Below are 14,044 nucleotides of genomic sequence, written 5' to 3'. Positions count from 1 at the left end.
TCCGGAGATGTTCTAAAAAATAGAACAACACACCCGAAAACGGGCCGGAAATCCCGGAGATGTTCTAAGAATTAGAACAACACATCCGAGAATGGCCGGTAAATTCCAGAGATGTTCTAAGGATTAGAACAACACGCCCGAAAACGGGCCCAAATCCCGGAGATGTTCTAGAATTTCGAACAACTACTCGCCACCCATCGGACCGCCATGAGGTCCCGGTAACGGTTCCCATAGCGGAGCGGCAGTCCGGCAAGCCGTCGGATACGGCGTCAGCTGTTGTTTTCCTTTTTGGCCAAGTAGACAGAGGGGGGTTGGAGATGGGAATATGGAGCACGATCCGCTCGGACATCGAGGCGGTCTTCGAGAACGACCCGGCGGCGCGGAGCCGATTCGAAGTCATCTTCACATATTCCGGGCTGCACGCCATCTGGGCGCACCGGATCGCTCACGTGTTCTACCGGCGGCGCTGGTTCACGATCGCCCGGATCATCTCGCAGATCAGCCGGTTCATGACGGGCATCGAGATCCATCCGGGGGCGAAGATCGGCCGCAAGCTGTTCATCGACCACGGGATGGGCGTCGTCATCGGGGAGACGTGCGAGATCGGCGACGAGGTGGTCATCTACCAGGGCGTCACGCTCGGCGGCACCGGCAAGGAGAAGGGGAAGCGCCACCCGACGATCGGCAACCGGGTCGTCATCGCTTCCGGGGCGAAGGTGTTAGGCTCGTTCAAAGTCGGCGACAATTCGAATATCGGAGCCAATTCCGTCGTTCTCCGGCCCGTGCCGCCCGATAGCACCGTCGTCGGCATTCCGGGGCGGGTCGTCAAGCGCAACGGCGAGAGGGTCGGCGACCGGCTGGATCACACGAACCTTCCGGACCCGCTGGTCGAGACGTTCCGCTTCATGCAGAAGGAGATCAACGAGCTCAAGGCCGAGATTCAGCGGTTGAAGGAACGCCCGGAAGGAAGCGGAAGCGGGCGGGAGCCGCAGGAACGGGAGAAGGTCGGAGCGGCGCCCCAGGATTCGTGAAGCATACCATGAATGAACGATAACGGTTAGAAAAGGAGCCAACCCTAGGTGACCATCGCGATCTATAACAGCTTAACCCGGGAGAAGGAAGCGTTCGTGCCTCTCGTTCCCGGCCAGGTGAACATGTACGTCTGCGGGCCGACCGTCTACGACTACATTCATATCGGCAACGCGCGTCCGGTTATTTTCTTCGACGTCGTGCGCCGCTACTTCGAGTACGCCGGCTTCAAAGTGAACTACGTCGTGAACTTCACGGACGTGGACGACAAGATGATCCGCCGGGCGGCGGAGCTCGGCGTGACCGTGCCGGAGCTCGCGGATCGGTTCATCGCGGGATTCAACGAGGACCGCGAAGGGCTTGGCGCTCGCCCGGCCTCGATCAACCCGCGGGTGACGGAGAACATTCCGGAGATCGTCGAGTTTATCTCGGGCCTCGTCGGCAAAGGCTATGCCTACGAGAGCGGCGGCGACGTCTACTTCCGTACGTCGGCGTTCCCGGAATACGGCAAGCTGTCGCACAAGAATCTCGACGAGCTGCAGTACGGCATCCGCGTCGAGGTGGACGAACGCAAGGAGAACCCGCAGGACTTCGTGCTGTGGAAGGCCGCGAAGCCGGGCGAGATCAGCTGGCCGAGCCCGTGGGGCGAAGGCCGTCCGGGCTGGCACATCGAGTGCTCCGCGATGGCTCTGAAGTACGCGGGGCAGACGCTGGACATCCATGGCGGCGGCCACGACCTGCAGTTCCCGCACCACGAGTGCGAGATCGCCCAATCGGAGTCGCTGACGGGACAGCCGCTCGCCCGCTACTGGATGCATAACGGCTTCGTGAACATCAATAATGAGAAAATGTCGAAGTCCCTCGGCAACGGGATCAATCCGAGAGAGCTGCTGAAGCGGACGAGCGCGCAGGCGATCCGGTACGTCATGCTGACAACGCATTACCGCAGCCCGCTCAACTTCAGCGAAGAGACGCTCCGCCAGGCGGAGAACAGCGTCGCGCGGCTGACGACGAGCCGGGACAACGTCCTGCACCGGCTCTCGAGCGCCGACGCCGGCTCGATCGCGGAGCCGGACGCCGGGCTGCAAGAGAAGATCGGGCGGCTGCGCGGGGAGTTCCGCGCCAAGATGGAGGACGACTTCAACACGGCGGACGCCGTGACGGTCTGGTTCCAGCTCGTCAGCGAGACGAACGCCTACCTGCAGAGGGAGACGGTCGAAGCCGCGGGGCTGAAGCTCATTCTCGGGCTGATCGAAGAGTTCGACGGCGTGCTCGGGCTGCTTCTGCCGGAAGCGGGCGACGATCTGCTGGACTCGGAGGTCGAGGGATTGATCGCCGAGCGGACGGAAGCGCGGAAGAGCCGGAATTTCGCCCGCGCCGACGAGATTCGCGACCTGCTGGCCGCGAAGGGAATTCTGCTCGAGGATACGCCGCAGGGCATCCGTTGGCGGCGCGGATGAGCGGGCCGACGTTCCCTGGGGCGTCGGAAGCGGAACGGGAGGGCGGCTTGCGATCCGAGACCGCGGAAGCTTCGGCTTCCGGGGACGCGAGAGCCGCGGCCGATGCCGCCGTGGCGGAGAAGCGGTCGTTGGCGGCCGGAGCGGCCGTCCCGGGCCGGCCGGGCGCCGGGGCTTCCGGGACGGCGATGCCGGCCCCGGAAGCGGCCGTCCCGATGGCGTCGCCGTCTCCCGGCCCCATCGTCGCCCCGCTCGTTCCCGCGGGCGTGCCGGCGAACCAGCTCCCGCCGGTCGTTCTGGCGTATATCGGCGATGCCGTGTTCGAGGTGTACGTGCGCCAATATCTGATCGCGAACATCGTCCGCAAGCCGCACGAGCTGCATCGCGCCTCCACCCGCTACGTCTCGGCGGCGGCCCAGGCGAGGCTGCTCCGGCGCTGGATGCCGCTTCTGACCGAGGAGGAGGCGGACATCGCGCGGCGCGGCCGCAACGCCAAGTCCGGGCAGCCGCCCAAGAACGCCGATCCCGGAGAATACCGCCACGCCACCGGGCTCGAGTGCCTGGTCGGCTACCTCTATTACCGCGGAGAGCGGGACAGGCTCGAACGGCTGATCGGCCTCGCCTTCGCCGACGATCCGACGACGAGTGAGAAAGGACCTGATCATCATGAATAATCGCCATCGCCCACGCCCATCGTCCGGAGGAAGGCCGGGGCCGGGACGCCGCGACAAGGATTCGCAAGCCCGTTCCGCGGACCGCCGGCCGGACGGCCAACGCCCGGATTCCCATCGTTCGGATCCCCATCGTTCGGATCCCCATCGCCCGGATTCCCATCGGTCGGATGCTCGCCGCCCGGATGCTCATCGTCCGGAAGGCAACCGGTCGGACTCCCGCCGGTCGGAAGCCCATCGCGCGGATGCCCGTGCCGATCGTCCGGAGGCTCGCCGGCACGACTCGCGCCGTCCGGAAGCCGGACGTCCGCCGGCCGAACGGCCGCCCGTGACGGCGGCCTTCGAAGGGCCGGAAGAAGAGGAGTCGGCAAGCGAGACGTATCTGGCGGGCAAGCACCCGGTGCTCGAAGCGCTGAAGGCCGGACGGGCCCTGAACAAGATCTGGGTGTCGAACCAGGCGCAGCGGAGCCTCGTTCAGCCGATTCTCGAGGAAGCCAAGTCCCGCGGCGTCGTCGTGCAGTTCGCCGACAAGAAGAAGCTCGACTCCCTGGCGCCGGACGTGCAGCACCAAGGCGTCGTCGCCCAGGCGGCGGCCGTCTCCTACGCCGAAGTCGACGATATGCTCGAGCTGGCCGCCGAACGCGGCGAAGCGCCGCTGCTCGTGCTGCTCGACGAGGTGGAGGACCCGCACAACCTCGGCTCCATCCTCCGTTCGGCCGATTGCACGGGAGCCCACGGCGTGATCGTGCCCAAGCGCCGCAGCGCGAGCCTGACGGCAGTCGTGGCCAAGACGTCGGCCGGAGCGGTCGAACACGTGCCCGTCGCCCGCGTGGCGAATCTGGCCCAGACCATCGACAAGCTGAAGGAAGCCGGCGTATGGATCGCCGGAGCCGACGCCGCCGCGACCCAGAGCGCGTACAAGGCGAACCTGACCGGGCCTCTGGCGATCGTCATCGGCAGCGAAGGCAAGGGAATCTCCCGCCTCGTGCGGGAGAAGTGCGACTTCCTCATCTCGCTTCCGATGTTCGGGAAGGTCAACTCCCTGAACGCGTCCGTCGCCGCCGGCGTCATCCTGTACGAGAGCGTCCGGCAGCGCGGGCTTGCTAAGGGCGCCGATCCGGCCGGCCGAGGAGAAGGACATGCTTCGCCGTGAAGACGTCCTGATCGTCGACGGCTACAACATGATCGGCGCCTGGCCGGAGCTGGAGAAGCTGAAGCAGGAGAAGCTCGAGGACGCCCGCGACCGGCTCCTCGACCTGCTCGCGAACTACCAGAGCTACGCCGGGGTGTCCGTCTCCGTCGTGTTCGACGCGTTCCGGGTTCCCGGCTTGGGCGCCGAATACAAGCACCATCGGCTGAACGTCGTCTTCACCCGGGAGAAGGAGACGGCGGACGAATGCTTCGAGCGGCTGGTCGGCGAGACGACGTCGGTGAAGCGCAACGTGTACGTGGCCACGTCGGACCAGACGGAGCAGCGGGTCGCCTTCGGGAGAGGCGCGCTTCGCCTCTCGGCCCGCGAGCTCCGGATCGCCGTCGAGGAGAGCCGGAAGGAGATCGAGCGGACGATCCGGAAGGAGCCGCCGCCCAAGCGGAATCCTCTGGGCAACGTGCTTCGCCCCGACGTGCAGGTCCGCCTGGAGAGAATGAGGCGGGGAGAAGGCGACTGAAACTTGGAGGCGGATGGCAGTTTTGCCAGGGTCGAAACCCCGGAATCCGCGTCAAATCAGGTCGAATCGGTTGACGCTATGGGCTTCATCAAGTATATTGGTAGTAGTTTGCTAGAATGTGAATTGGAATCCATCATGTCCTGAAGGTCGGAGGGATGATTCGTGAGCGTTGACGTGAACGAATTGGCAACACACGAATATGACTTCAAGACCGACGAGGACATCGTAGAGGCCGTCCGGCTTGGAGATTCGGACGCTCTGGAGTACTTGATCAACAAGTACCGGAACTTCGTCCGCGCGAAGGCCCGATCGTACTTCCTGATCGGGGCGGAGCGGGAAGACATCGTGCAGGAAGGCATGATCGGCTTGTACAAGTCGATTCGCGACTTCAAGGGAGACAAGCTGGCCTCCTTCAAGGCGTTCGCCGAGCTGTGCGTCACCCGCCAGATCATCACGGCGATCAAGACCGCCACCCGTCAGAAGCACATTCCTCTCAACTCCTATGTCTCGCTGGACAAGCCCATCTACGACGAAGATTCCGACCGGACGCTGCTGGACGTCATCTGCGGCTCCCGCGTCTGCGATCCGGAAGAGATGATCATCAACCAGGAAGAATTCTTCGGACTCGAGGACAAGATGTCCGAGATTCTGAGCGATCTGGAACGGAAGGTTCTCATGCTCTATCTTGACGGGCGCTCTTATCAGGAGATCGCCGTCGACCTCGACCGGCACGTCAAGTCGATCGACAACGCTCTGCAGCGCGTGAAGCGCAAGCTCGAGAGATACTTGGAAGTGCGAGATATCGGCGGATAAGCGCGAACGGAACTCGTACATAAGGATACCTAACCTTGCCAACGACAAGCGGCCTTCGACGGGCCGCTTTTTTTGGTTCCGCGTTCGCCCGCGCGTCGCGATCCGACGGACGAGACCCGAAGGAATGTCGCCGGGGAGGGTTAGATTCATCCAAATAGAGATACAATGGATACTAGGCTCTGAGGCTGGGAGCATGTACCGATTTTCCTTGACCGTGATTTTCGTTGACATCGATAGGGGCCTGTGATAAATTATTTTAGTAACCTTAAGGTGGAGTTTTATGCACAGGCCCTGAATCTCGAGTGATACGCCAGGTTTCGTTGTCGTAGGTCGACGGAGCGGCGTTTGCACTTGGATTCAATATGTTTATGAAGTTGGCAAGCCCGGGAGGTGGAACACATGCGGGTAATTATCACGCTCGCTTGCACGACCTGCAAGCAACGGAACTACACGACGAGCAAGAACAAACGGACGCACTCCGATCGCATCGAGCTGAAGAAGTTCTGCAAGTTCTGCAACGCGCATCTTCCTCATCGCGAAACTCGGTAAGTCGTAGGAGGTTTGGACGTGACTTTCCTAGCCAAAATGAAACAGAGCTTTGGGTCCTTTTTTTCGTTCTTTAGCGACAGTTGGGGCGAATTGAAGAAAGTCCGCTGGCCGAAGCGTAAAGAGTTGATCAGCTACACGATCGTCGTCGTGGTGACCGTGCTGCTGGTAACCCTCTACTTCTGGGTGCTGGACATAATCATTTCTCAGCTCGTCGATCTCGTCATTTGACGTGGGAACCAAAGGTGGCATTTCGATGGAGAAAAGATGGTACGTTGTCCACACGTACTCCGGTTACGAGAACAAGGTAAAGACGAACCTGGAGAAGCGCGTGGAGTCAATGGGCATGCAGGACAAGATCTTCCGGGTGCTCGTTCCGATGGAGGAAGAGCTCGTCAACAAGGACGGCAAGAAGAAGACGGTGATGCGCAAGGTGTATCCCGGCTACGTCCTCGTCGAGATGATCCAGACCGACGACTCCTGGTACGTGGTTCGCAACACGCCCGGCGTTACCGGGTTCGTGGGCTCCACGGGCTCCGGGTCGAAGCCGACGGCTCTGCTTCCCGAAGAAGTGGAACAGATTCTGCGCCACATGGGAATGGAAGAGCCGAAGCCGGTCATCGACTTCGAGCTGAAGGAGAACGTTCGCGTCAAGGTCGGGCCTTTCGCCAATTTTGTCGGGTCGGTCGAAGAGATCCTGCACGACAAGAGCAAGCTGAAGGTGCACGTCAACATGTTCGGTAGGGAAACCCCGCTCGAGTTGGATTATACTCAAGTGGAGAAGATATAATATCTGGTTTCTATGAAAGAGCGGGAGGGATCTCGAATCCCGTCGAACCGCATTATGGGGCAAGGAGGTGTGCATCATGGCCAAAAAAGTCATCAAGCTGGTTAAGCTTCAAGTTCCGGCCGGCAAAGCCAACCCGGCGCCGCCTATCGGTCCTGCACTGGGTCAAGCCGGCGTCAACATCATGGCTTTCTGTAAGGAATTCAACGCTCGTACGGCGGACCAAGCCGGACTGATCATTCCGGTCGTCATCACCGTATTCGAGGACCGTTCCTTCACGTTCGAGACGAAGACGCCGCCGGCAGCCGTATTGCTGCGCGTCGCAGCCGGTATCCAGAAGGGTTCCGGAGAGCCGAACAAGAAGAAAGTCGCAACCGTTAAGCGCGCGAAAGTACGCGAGATCGCCGAGCAGAAGCTGGTCGACCTCAACGCGGCTTCCGTCGAAGCGGCTATGCGCATGATCGAAGGTACCGCCCGCAGCATGGGCGTTGTCGTCGAAGACTAATTCCGGACGGGAAGCAGTTCCCGAACCGGGTGCGCCGGGCGTTGTCGTCCGGGGCATGTGGGAGGAGAACTTCCGTTACTACCACACAAGGAGGAGAACAACATGGCTAAGCACGGCAAGAAGTACGCAGAAGCCGCCAAGCTGATCGACCGCGACGCGACCTACGAATCGTTGGAAGCGATCGAGCTCGTGAAGAAGGCAGCTACGGCCAAGTTCGACGAGTCCGTCGAAGTCGCCGTCCGTCTCGGCGTCGATCCGAGGAAGCAAGACCAGAACGTTCGCGGCGTCGTCGTCCTGCCTCACGGTACGGGTAAGACGAAGCGCGTACTCGTATTCGCCAAGGGCGAGAAGCTTAAAGAAGCCGAAGCCGCCGGAGCCGACTATGTCGGCGATGCGGACCTCATCAACAAGATCCAGCAAGGATGGTTCGAGTTCGACGTCTGCGTCGCGACTCCGGACATGATGAGCGAAGTCGGTAAACTCGGTCGTATTCTCGGCGGTAAGGGCCTCATGCCTAACCCGAAGGCCGGCACGGTAACGAACGACGTTGCCAAGGCCGTCCAAGAGATCAAAGCCGGTAAGATCGAATACCGTCTGGACAAGGCCGGACAAATTCACGCACCGATCGGCAAAGTATCGTTCGACGCCGAGAAGCTGAACGATAACTTGAAGGCTCTGATCGACGCGCTGAACCGCGCCAAGCCGGCGGCTGCCAAGGGCGTGTACCTGAAGAACATCTCGATCTCTTCGACGATGGGACCGGGCGCTCGCGTCAACGTGGCTGCTTACCGTTAATCGCAGGGAATAACTAGCGATTGACAGGCTTTGCACGATCGTGGTAAGTTCATAAAGTTGAATATCGATACCGTAGACCGTAGGTGCCGAGAGGCTTAATTTCCTACCGAGGTGTGTGGATAGATCGCGACAGGCTCTCCGGGGCCGTCGAATCGATGAACACGTCATGCCTCCGTAGATTCTGCGGAGGCATTTCTTATGTCCCCGCCGATTTTACGCGAATTCGATACGGTTGAATGATGATCCAGGAGGTGTACGAAATGGCAAATGCGAAAATCATCGAAGCGAAGCAGCAGGAAGTCGCGGCGATCGCGTCGAAGCTGCGCGAGAGCGCGAGCACCGTCGTGGCCGACTACCGCGGTCTGAACGTCGCTCAAGTCACCGAGCTTCGCAAGACGCTTCGCGAAGCCGGCGTCGAATTCCAAGTGTTGAAGAACTCCTTGGTCAGCCGCGCCGCCGCCAGCGTCGAACTGTCCGAGCTGGATTCCGTTCTGACCGGCCCGACTGCCGTCGCGTTCAGCAAGACCGACGTCGTCGCGGCCGCGAAGATCCTGAACGACTTCGCGAAGAAGAACGACGCTCTGAAGCTGAAGGGCGGAGTCGTTGAAGGCCGCTTCATCGACAGCGTCCAAGTCAAAGCGCTGGCCGACCTGCCTTCCCGCGAAGGCCTGCTGTCCATGCTGCTCAGCGTCCTTCAAGCTCCGATCCGCAACTTCGCGCTGGCCGTCAAGGCGGTCGCCGAGAAGAACGAAGCAAGCGCGTAAGCCGACCGCTTAGCGATCGGCCGCGCACAGGCACGACCAACCAACAACACTAAACTATTGGAGGGTACAATTCCATGAGCAAAGAGCAAATCTTGGAAGCCATCAAAGGCATGAGCGTTCTGGAACTGAACGATCTCGTTAAAGCAATCGAAGAAGAATTCGGCGTAACCGCGGCTGCTCCGGTAGCTGTCGTCGCTAGCGGCGGCGCTGCCGAAGTCGCAGAGCAAACGGAATTCGACGTTGTCCTCGTGGACGCCGGCGCTTCCAAAATCAACGTTATCAAAGTCGTTCGCGAAATCACGGGTCTCGGCCTGAAAGAAGCGAAAGACGTCGTCGACAACGCTCCGAAGGCGCTCAAAGAGAAAGTGTCCAAGGAAGAAGCCGAGTCCGTCAAAGCTAAGCTCGAAGAAGCCGGCGCTAAGGTTGAAGTTAAGTAATCGGATCGCCTAGGCATCAAACCCCTTGAAGAATTCCTTCTTCGAGGGGTTTGTTCATGAAGGCAAGGAGGAACGCCGATGAGCGAGCATTATTATTCGAGAACTCCACAGACCGCGAGCGACCGGCGGACGTTCGCGGCCGAGCTGAGAGGCCACCGCTTCCGTCTCACCTCCGATGCCGGCGTGTTCTCGCGGGACGGGGTGGACTACGGCAGCCGCGTCTTGATCGAGCGGATGGAGCTGGCCCCGGACGCGAACGTGCTCGACCTCGGGTGCGGATACGGTCCGATCGGACTCGTCGCGGCCCGCCTTGCGCCGCGAGGACATGTCACCATGGTGGATATCAACGAACGGGCCGTCGCGCTGGCGCGGGACAACGCGGCCGCGAACGGCATCGCCAACGTTACGGCGATGCAGAGCGATCTGTACGAGGCCCTGGCCGGCCGGCGCTTCGACGTCATACTCTCGAATCCGCCGATCCGGGCGGGCAAAGTCGTCGTCCATCGAATTTTGACGGAAGCGAAGGAGCATCTGAACCCGGGCGGATCGCTGTGGATCGTCATCCAGAACAAGCAAGGGGCTCCGTCGGCCAAGGCGAAGCTTCAGGAAGTGTTCGGGGAGGATCGGGTCGAAGAGATCGGCAAGGACAAGGGCTATCGGATTTACCGAGCAGAAATGGTTTGACTTGGTTTTCACAGTGTGATATTATTGAAAAATGTCAGTATTAAGATGGGCTCATTGTCTTTAGCGGGCTGAAATGTCAAGCTAAATCGGCAATTTGCGAATAAGTTTCTGCCGAATGGCGTATAATGGGTTTGTTTTGGGCAAATGACTGGATAACGGGTGCCATTGTGATGCCTACCGGCGCATAAGGGCTTTTCTTTATTTACGCTATCCGGCCGTTTGTCCTGCGATTTGGCTTGCTTACGAGCGTACGCCCGCGGAACGGCTGCCTCTGCTACTGCTGGAGAGAGGATCTCGTTCTCGCTTGTGTTGAAGTAGACTGAAGGGGTGAGGTTAATTGGCAGGACATCTTGTTCAGTATGGCCGCCGCACGCGGCGCAGCTACGCCCGCATTAACGAGGTGCTGGAAGTCCCGAACCTGATCGAGATCCAGCAGCAGTCTTATCAGAAGTTCCTTGACGAAGGGCTGCGCGAGATTTTCCAAGACATCTCGCCGATCTCGGACTTCACGGGCAATCTCGTGCTGGAGTTCATCGACTACAGCCTGGGAGAGCCGAAGTATTCGGTCGACGAATCGAAGGAGCGCGACGTGACCTACGCGGCGCCGCTTCGCGTCAAAGTCCGTCTCTTGAACAAGGAGACCGGCGAAGTGAAGGAGCAAGAGGTGTTCATGGGCGACTTCCCGCTCATGACGGAGACCGGCACCTTCATCATCAACGGCGCGGAACGCGTCATCGTCAGCCAGCTGGTCCGTTCGCCGAGCGTCTACTACAGCACCAAGGTAGACAAGAACGGCAAGAAGACTTACACCGCTACCGTCATCCCGAACCGGGGAGCTTGGCTCGAGCTCGAGACGGACGCCAAAGATATCGTATACGTGCGGATCGACCGGACGCGCAAGATTCCGGTTACCGTTCTGCTCCGCGCCCTCGGGTTCGGCACCGACGCCGAGATTCTCGATCTGCTCGGGCATGACGAGTTCATCCGCAACACCCTCGAGAAGGACAACACCGATTCCACGGAGAAGGCCCTTATCGAGATTTACGAGCGCCTTCGCCCGGGCGAGCCGCCGACTCTCGAGAACGCGCGAAGCCTGCTCGTGGCCCGCTTCTTCGATCCGAAGCGCTACGATCTCGCGAACGTAGGCCGCTACAAGATCAACAAGAAGCTGCATATCAAGAACCGCCTCTTCAATCAACGCCTGGCGGAGACTCTCGTCGATCCGTCGACGGGCGAGATCGTGGCCGAAGCCGGCCAGATGATCGACCGCCGTCTGCTGGATCAGATTCTTCCGATGCTGGAGAAGAACGTCGGCTTCAAGACGTACCGCGTCACCGGCGGCGTCAACGAATCGGAAGACATTCCGCTGCAAGTCGTTAACGTCTATTCTCCGGAAGAAGACGGCAAGGTCGTCAAGATCATCTCCAACGGCCTGATCGACAAGTCGGTGAAGCATATCACCCCGGCGGATATTATCGCCTCGATCAACTACTTTATGAACCTGCTGCACAGCATCGGCAACACGGACGACATCGACCATCTGGGCAACCGTCGCCTGCGTTCCGTCGGCGAGCTTCTGCAGAACCAGTTCCGCATCGGCTTGTCGCGGATGGAGCGCGTCGTTCGCGAGCGCATGTCGATCCAGGACCAGAACGCGATCACGCCGCAAGCGCTGATCAACATCCGTCCGGTCATCGCGGCGATCAAGGAGTTCTTCGGCTCCTCGCAGCTGTCTCAGTTCATGGACCAGACGAACCCTCTGGCCGAGCTGACGCACAAGCGCCGCCTGTCCGCTCTCGGTCCCGGCGGTCTGACGCGCGAACGCGCGGGCATGGAAGTGCGCGACGTTCATCCGTCCCACTACGGCCGGATGTGTCCGATCGAGACGCCGGAAGGTCCGAACATCGGCTTGATCAACTCCTTGTCGACGTTCGCCCGCATCAACGAGTACGGCTTCATCGAGGCGCCGTACCGCAAGGTCGACCATACGACCGGACGCGTCACGGAAGAGATCGTCTACATGACGGCGGACGAGGAAGACAACTACATCATCGCGCAAGCGAACGCGGAGCTGACGGAGGACAACCGGTTCGCCGACGACATGGTCATCGTTCGCTACAACAAGCAAGCGGACAACATCCTGACGATGCCGTCCGACCGGGTCGACTTCATGGACGTCTCGCCGAAGCAGGTCGTGTCCGTGGCGACCGCGATGATCCCGTTCCTCGAGAACGACGACTCCAACCGCGCGCTCATGGGATCGAACATGCAGCGGCAGGCCGTTCCGCTGCTCGTGCCGGACGCGCCGCTCGTCGGCACCGGCATGGAGCACAAGGCCGCGAAGGACTCGGGCGTCTGCATCGTGTCCAAGTACGACGGCATCATCGAACGCGTTACCGCGAACGAGATCTGGCTCCGCCGCACGGAAGTGATCGACGGCAAGGAAGTCAAGGGCGATCTCGTCAAATACAAGCTTCAGAAGTTCATGCGTTCCAACCAAGGAACGTGCATCAACCAGCGTCCTCTGAGCCGCAAGGGAGACATCGTCAAGAAGGGCGACATCCTGGCGGACGGTCCGTCCACCGACACCGGCGAATTGGCCCTCGGCCGCAACGTCGTCGTCGCGTTCATGACCTGGGAAGGCTATAACTACGAGGATGCGATCCTCCTCTCCGAGAAGATGGTCCGCGAGGATGTGTACACTTCGATCCACATCGAGGAGTACGAGTCCGAAGCGCGCGACACGAAGCTCGGGCCGGAAGAGATCACGCGCGACATCCCGAACGTCGGCGAAGACGCGCTGCGCAACCTCGACGAGCGCGGCATCATCCGCGTCGGCGCCGAGATCGGCGCGGGCGACATCCTCGTCGGCAAGGTCACGCCGAAGGGCGTCACCGAGCTGACGGCGGAAGAGCGCCTGCTGCACGCGATCTTCGGCGAGAAGGCTCGCGAAGTCCGCGACACGTCGCTTCGCGTGCCTCACGGTACCGACGGCATCGTCGTCGACGTCAAGGTGTTCACCCGCGAGAACGGCGACGAGCTGCCGCCGGGCGTCAACCAGCTGGTGCGCGTCTACATCGCCCAGAAGCGGAAGATCTCCGAGGGCGACAAGATGGCCGGACGCCACGGCAACAAAGGGGTTATCGCCCGCATCCTGCCAGAAGAAGACATGCCGTTCCTGCCGGACGGCACGCCGGTTCAAGTCGTCTTGAACCCGCTGGGCGTACCTTCCCGGATGAACATCGGACAGGTGCTGGAAGTTCACCTCGGCATGGCTTGCAAATACCTCGGAATTCGCGCCGCGACCCCGGTATTCGACGGAGCGCGCGAGAACGACGTCTTCGATACGATGGAAGAAGCCGGCATGCAGCGCAACGGCAAGACGATCCTGTACGACGGACGCACGGGCGAGCCGTTCGAACGCGAGATCACCGTCGGCGTCATGTACATGATCAAGCTGGCGCACATGGTCGACGACAAAATCCATGCCCGTTCCACCGGTCCGTACTCGCTCGTTACGCAGCAGCCGCTGGGCGGTAAAGCCCAGTTCGGCGGCCAGCGCTTCGGGGAGATGGAAGTGTGGGCGCTGGAAGCCTACGGCGCCGCCTACACGCTGCAAGAGATTCTGACCGTCAAGTCCGACGACGTGGTCGGCCGGGTGAAGACGTACGAATCGATCGTCAAAGGCGAGAACGTGCCGGAGCCGGGCGTTCCCGAATCGTTCAAGGTCTTGATCAAAGAGCTGCAGAGCCTCGGCATGGACGTGAAGATCCTCGCGGGCGACGAGCGGGAGATCGAAATGAAAGAGATGGACGACGAAGACGACGCTACCGGCGACAAGCTGAACCTGAACCTGGAAGGCTCCGAAGTCGGCGCCGAGTAATCGTCC

The 14,044-nt window shown here is 60.8% G+C and carries 15 protein-coding genes and 1 other annotated feature; all 15 genes read left to right on the top strand.

Features of this window, described 5'->3' with window-relative positions; genetic code table 11:
* The first annotated feature begins 317 nt into the window (after window positions 1-317).
* The 15 genes from cysE to rpoB all read left to right on the top strand — a co-directional run bounded on the left by cysE (window position 318) and on the right by rpoB (window position 14,038).
* The gene (cysE, locus tag H7B90_RS21630) at window positions 318-1,031 is read left to right on the top strand and encodes a serine O-acetyltransferase (protein WP_221482122.1); all 714 of its coding nucleotides are present in this window, start codon (window positions 318-320) and stop codon (window positions 1,029-1,031) included.
* Between the two features lie 48 nt (window positions 1,032-1,079).
* The gene (cysS, locus tag H7B90_RS21625) at window positions 1,080-2,489 is read left to right on the top strand and encodes a cysteine--tRNA ligase (protein ID WP_185137976.1); all 1,410 of its coding nucleotides are present in this window, start codon (window positions 1,080-1,082) and stop codon (window positions 2,487-2,489) included.
* A 47-nt stretch (window positions 2,490-2,536) separates the two neighbouring features.
* Entirely contained in the window at window positions 2,537-3,160 is a 624-nt protein-coding gene (locus H7B90_RS21620) for a Mini-ribonuclease 3 (RefSeq protein WP_376701744.1), read from the top strand.
* 325 nt (window positions 3,161-3,485) lie between these two features.
* Window positions 3,486-4,310: a 23S rRNA (guanosine(2251)-2'-O)-methyltransferase RlmB gene (gene rlmB / locus H7B90_RS21615; protein WP_185137979.1), complete on the top strand. Its 825-nt coding sequence runs from the start codon at window positions 3,486-3,488 to the stop codon at window positions 4,308-4,310.
* The gene (locus H7B90_RS21610; protein WP_185137975.1) at window positions 4,297-4,824 is read left to right on the top strand and encodes an NYN domain-containing protein; all 528 of its coding nucleotides are present in this window, start codon (window positions 4,297-4,299) and stop codon (window positions 4,822-4,824) included. Before rlmB ends, H7B90_RS21610 begins: the two co-directional genes overlap by 14 nt.
* Before the next feature lie 162 nt (window positions 4,825-4,986).
* Window positions 4,987-5,637, top strand: coding sequence for an RNA polymerase sporulation sigma factor SigH (gene sigH / locus H7B90_RS21605; protein WP_185137974.1), 651 nt, complete (start codon window positions 4,987-4,989; stop codon window positions 5,635-5,637).
* A 399-nt stretch (window positions 5,638-6,036) separates the two neighbouring features.
* Window positions 6,037-6,186: a 50S ribosomal protein L33 gene (gene rpmG / locus H7B90_RS21600; protein ID WP_185137973.1), complete on the top strand. Its 150-nt coding sequence runs from the start codon at window positions 6,037-6,039 to the stop codon at window positions 6,184-6,186.
* 18 nt (window positions 6,187-6,204) lie between these two features.
* On the top strand, window positions 6,205-6,414 hold the full coding sequence (gene secE / locus H7B90_RS21595; protein WP_185137972.1) for a preprotein translocase subunit SecE: 210 nt from the start codon (window positions 6,205-6,207) through the stop codon (window positions 6,412-6,414).
* Between the two features lie 25 nt (window positions 6,415-6,439).
* Window positions 6,440-6,973 (top strand): transcription termination/antitermination protein NusG, encoded by a 534-nt coding sequence (gene nusG, locus H7B90_RS21590; RefSeq protein WP_185137971.1) that lies wholly within the window; start codon window positions 6,440-6,442, stop codon window positions 6,971-6,973.
* Window positions 6,974-7,049: 76 nt separating this feature from the next.
* Window positions 7,050-7,475, top strand: coding sequence for a 50S ribosomal protein L11 (rplK, locus tag H7B90_RS21585; RefSeq protein WP_027092014.1), 426 nt, complete (start codon window positions 7,050-7,052; stop codon window positions 7,473-7,475).
* A 102-nt stretch (window positions 7,476-7,577) separates the two neighbouring features.
* Window positions 7,578-8,270: a 50S ribosomal protein L1 gene (gene rplA / locus H7B90_RS21580; RefSeq protein WP_185137970.1), complete on the top strand. Its 693-nt coding sequence runs from the start codon at window positions 7,578-7,580 to the stop codon at window positions 8,268-8,270.
* Between the two features lie 52 nt (window positions 8,271-8,322).
* Window positions 8,323-8,476: a sequence feature (ribosomal protein L10 leader region), on the top strand.
* A 54-nt stretch (window positions 8,477-8,530) separates the two neighbouring features.
* The gene (gene rplJ, locus H7B90_RS21575; protein WP_185137969.1) at window positions 8,531-9,034 is read left to right on the top strand and encodes a 50S ribosomal protein L10; all 504 of its coding nucleotides are present in this window, start codon (window positions 8,531-8,533) and stop codon (window positions 9,032-9,034) included.
* A 74-nt stretch (window positions 9,035-9,108) separates the two neighbouring features.
* Window positions 9,109-9,471, top strand: coding sequence for a 50S ribosomal protein L7/L12 (gene rplL / locus H7B90_RS21570; protein ID WP_185137968.1), 363 nt, complete (start codon window positions 9,109-9,111; stop codon window positions 9,469-9,471).
* Between the two features lie 78 nt (window positions 9,472-9,549).
* Window positions 9,550-10,155, top strand: coding sequence for a class I SAM-dependent methyltransferase (locus tag H7B90_RS21565; protein WP_185137967.1), 606 nt, complete (start codon window positions 9,550-9,552; stop codon window positions 10,153-10,155).
* A gap of 337 nt (window positions 10,156-10,492) precedes the next feature.
* Window positions 10,493-14,038 carry a DNA-directed RNA polymerase subunit beta gene (rpoB, locus tag H7B90_RS21560; protein ID WP_185137966.1) on the top strand — a complete coding sequence of 1,182 codons (3,546 nt, stop codon included), beginning with the start codon at window positions 10,493-10,495 and terminating at the stop codon, window positions 14,036-14,038.
* Window positions 14,039-14,044 lie beyond the last annotated feature (6 nt).

Origin of the sequence: Cohnella xylanilytica (genome assembly GCF_014212175.1) — a bacterium.
Taxonomy (GTDB): domain Bacteria; phylum Bacillota; class Bacilli; order Paenibacillales; family Paenibacillaceae; genus Cohnella; species Cohnella xylanilytica.
The sequence above is the reverse complement of the archived record's forward strand: the minus strand, read 5'-3'. Positions and strand labels throughout refer to the sequence as shown.

Excerpts from the sequence above, each read along its gene's own strand:
- cysE (WP_221482122.1), top strand. The coding sequence starts at position 318 with ATGGGAATATGGAGCACGATCCGCTCGGACATCGAGGCGGTCTTCGAG.
- H7B90_RS21610 (WP_185137975.1), top strand. The coding sequence starts at position 4,297 with ATGCTTCGCCGTGAAGACGTCCTGATCGTCGACGGCTACAACATGATC.
- rpmG (WP_185137973.1), top strand. The coding sequence starts at position 6,037 with ATGCGGGTAATTATCACGCTCGCTTGCACGACCTGCAAGCAACGGAAC.
- nusG (WP_185137971.1), top strand. The coding sequence starts at position 6,440 with ATGGAGAAAAGATGGTACGTTGTCCACACGTACTCCGGTTACGAGAAC.
- rplK (WP_027092014.1), top strand. The coding sequence starts at position 7,050 with ATGGCCAAAAAAGTCATCAAGCTGGTTAAGCTTCAAGTTCCGGCCGGC.
- rplA (WP_185137970.1), top strand. The coding sequence starts at position 7,578 with ATGGCTAAGCACGGCAAGAAGTACGCAGAAGCCGCCAAGCTGATCGAC.
- rplJ (WP_185137969.1), top strand. The coding sequence starts at position 8,531 with ATGGCAAATGCGAAAATCATCGAAGCGAAGCAGCAGGAAGTCGCGGCG.
- rplL (WP_185137968.1), top strand. The coding sequence starts at position 9,109 with ATGAGCAAAGAGCAAATCTTGGAAGCCATCAAAGGCATGAGCGTTCTG.
- H7B90_RS21565 (WP_185137967.1), top strand. The coding sequence starts at position 9,550 with ATGAGCGAGCATTATTATTCGAGAACTCCACAGACCGCGAGCGACCGG.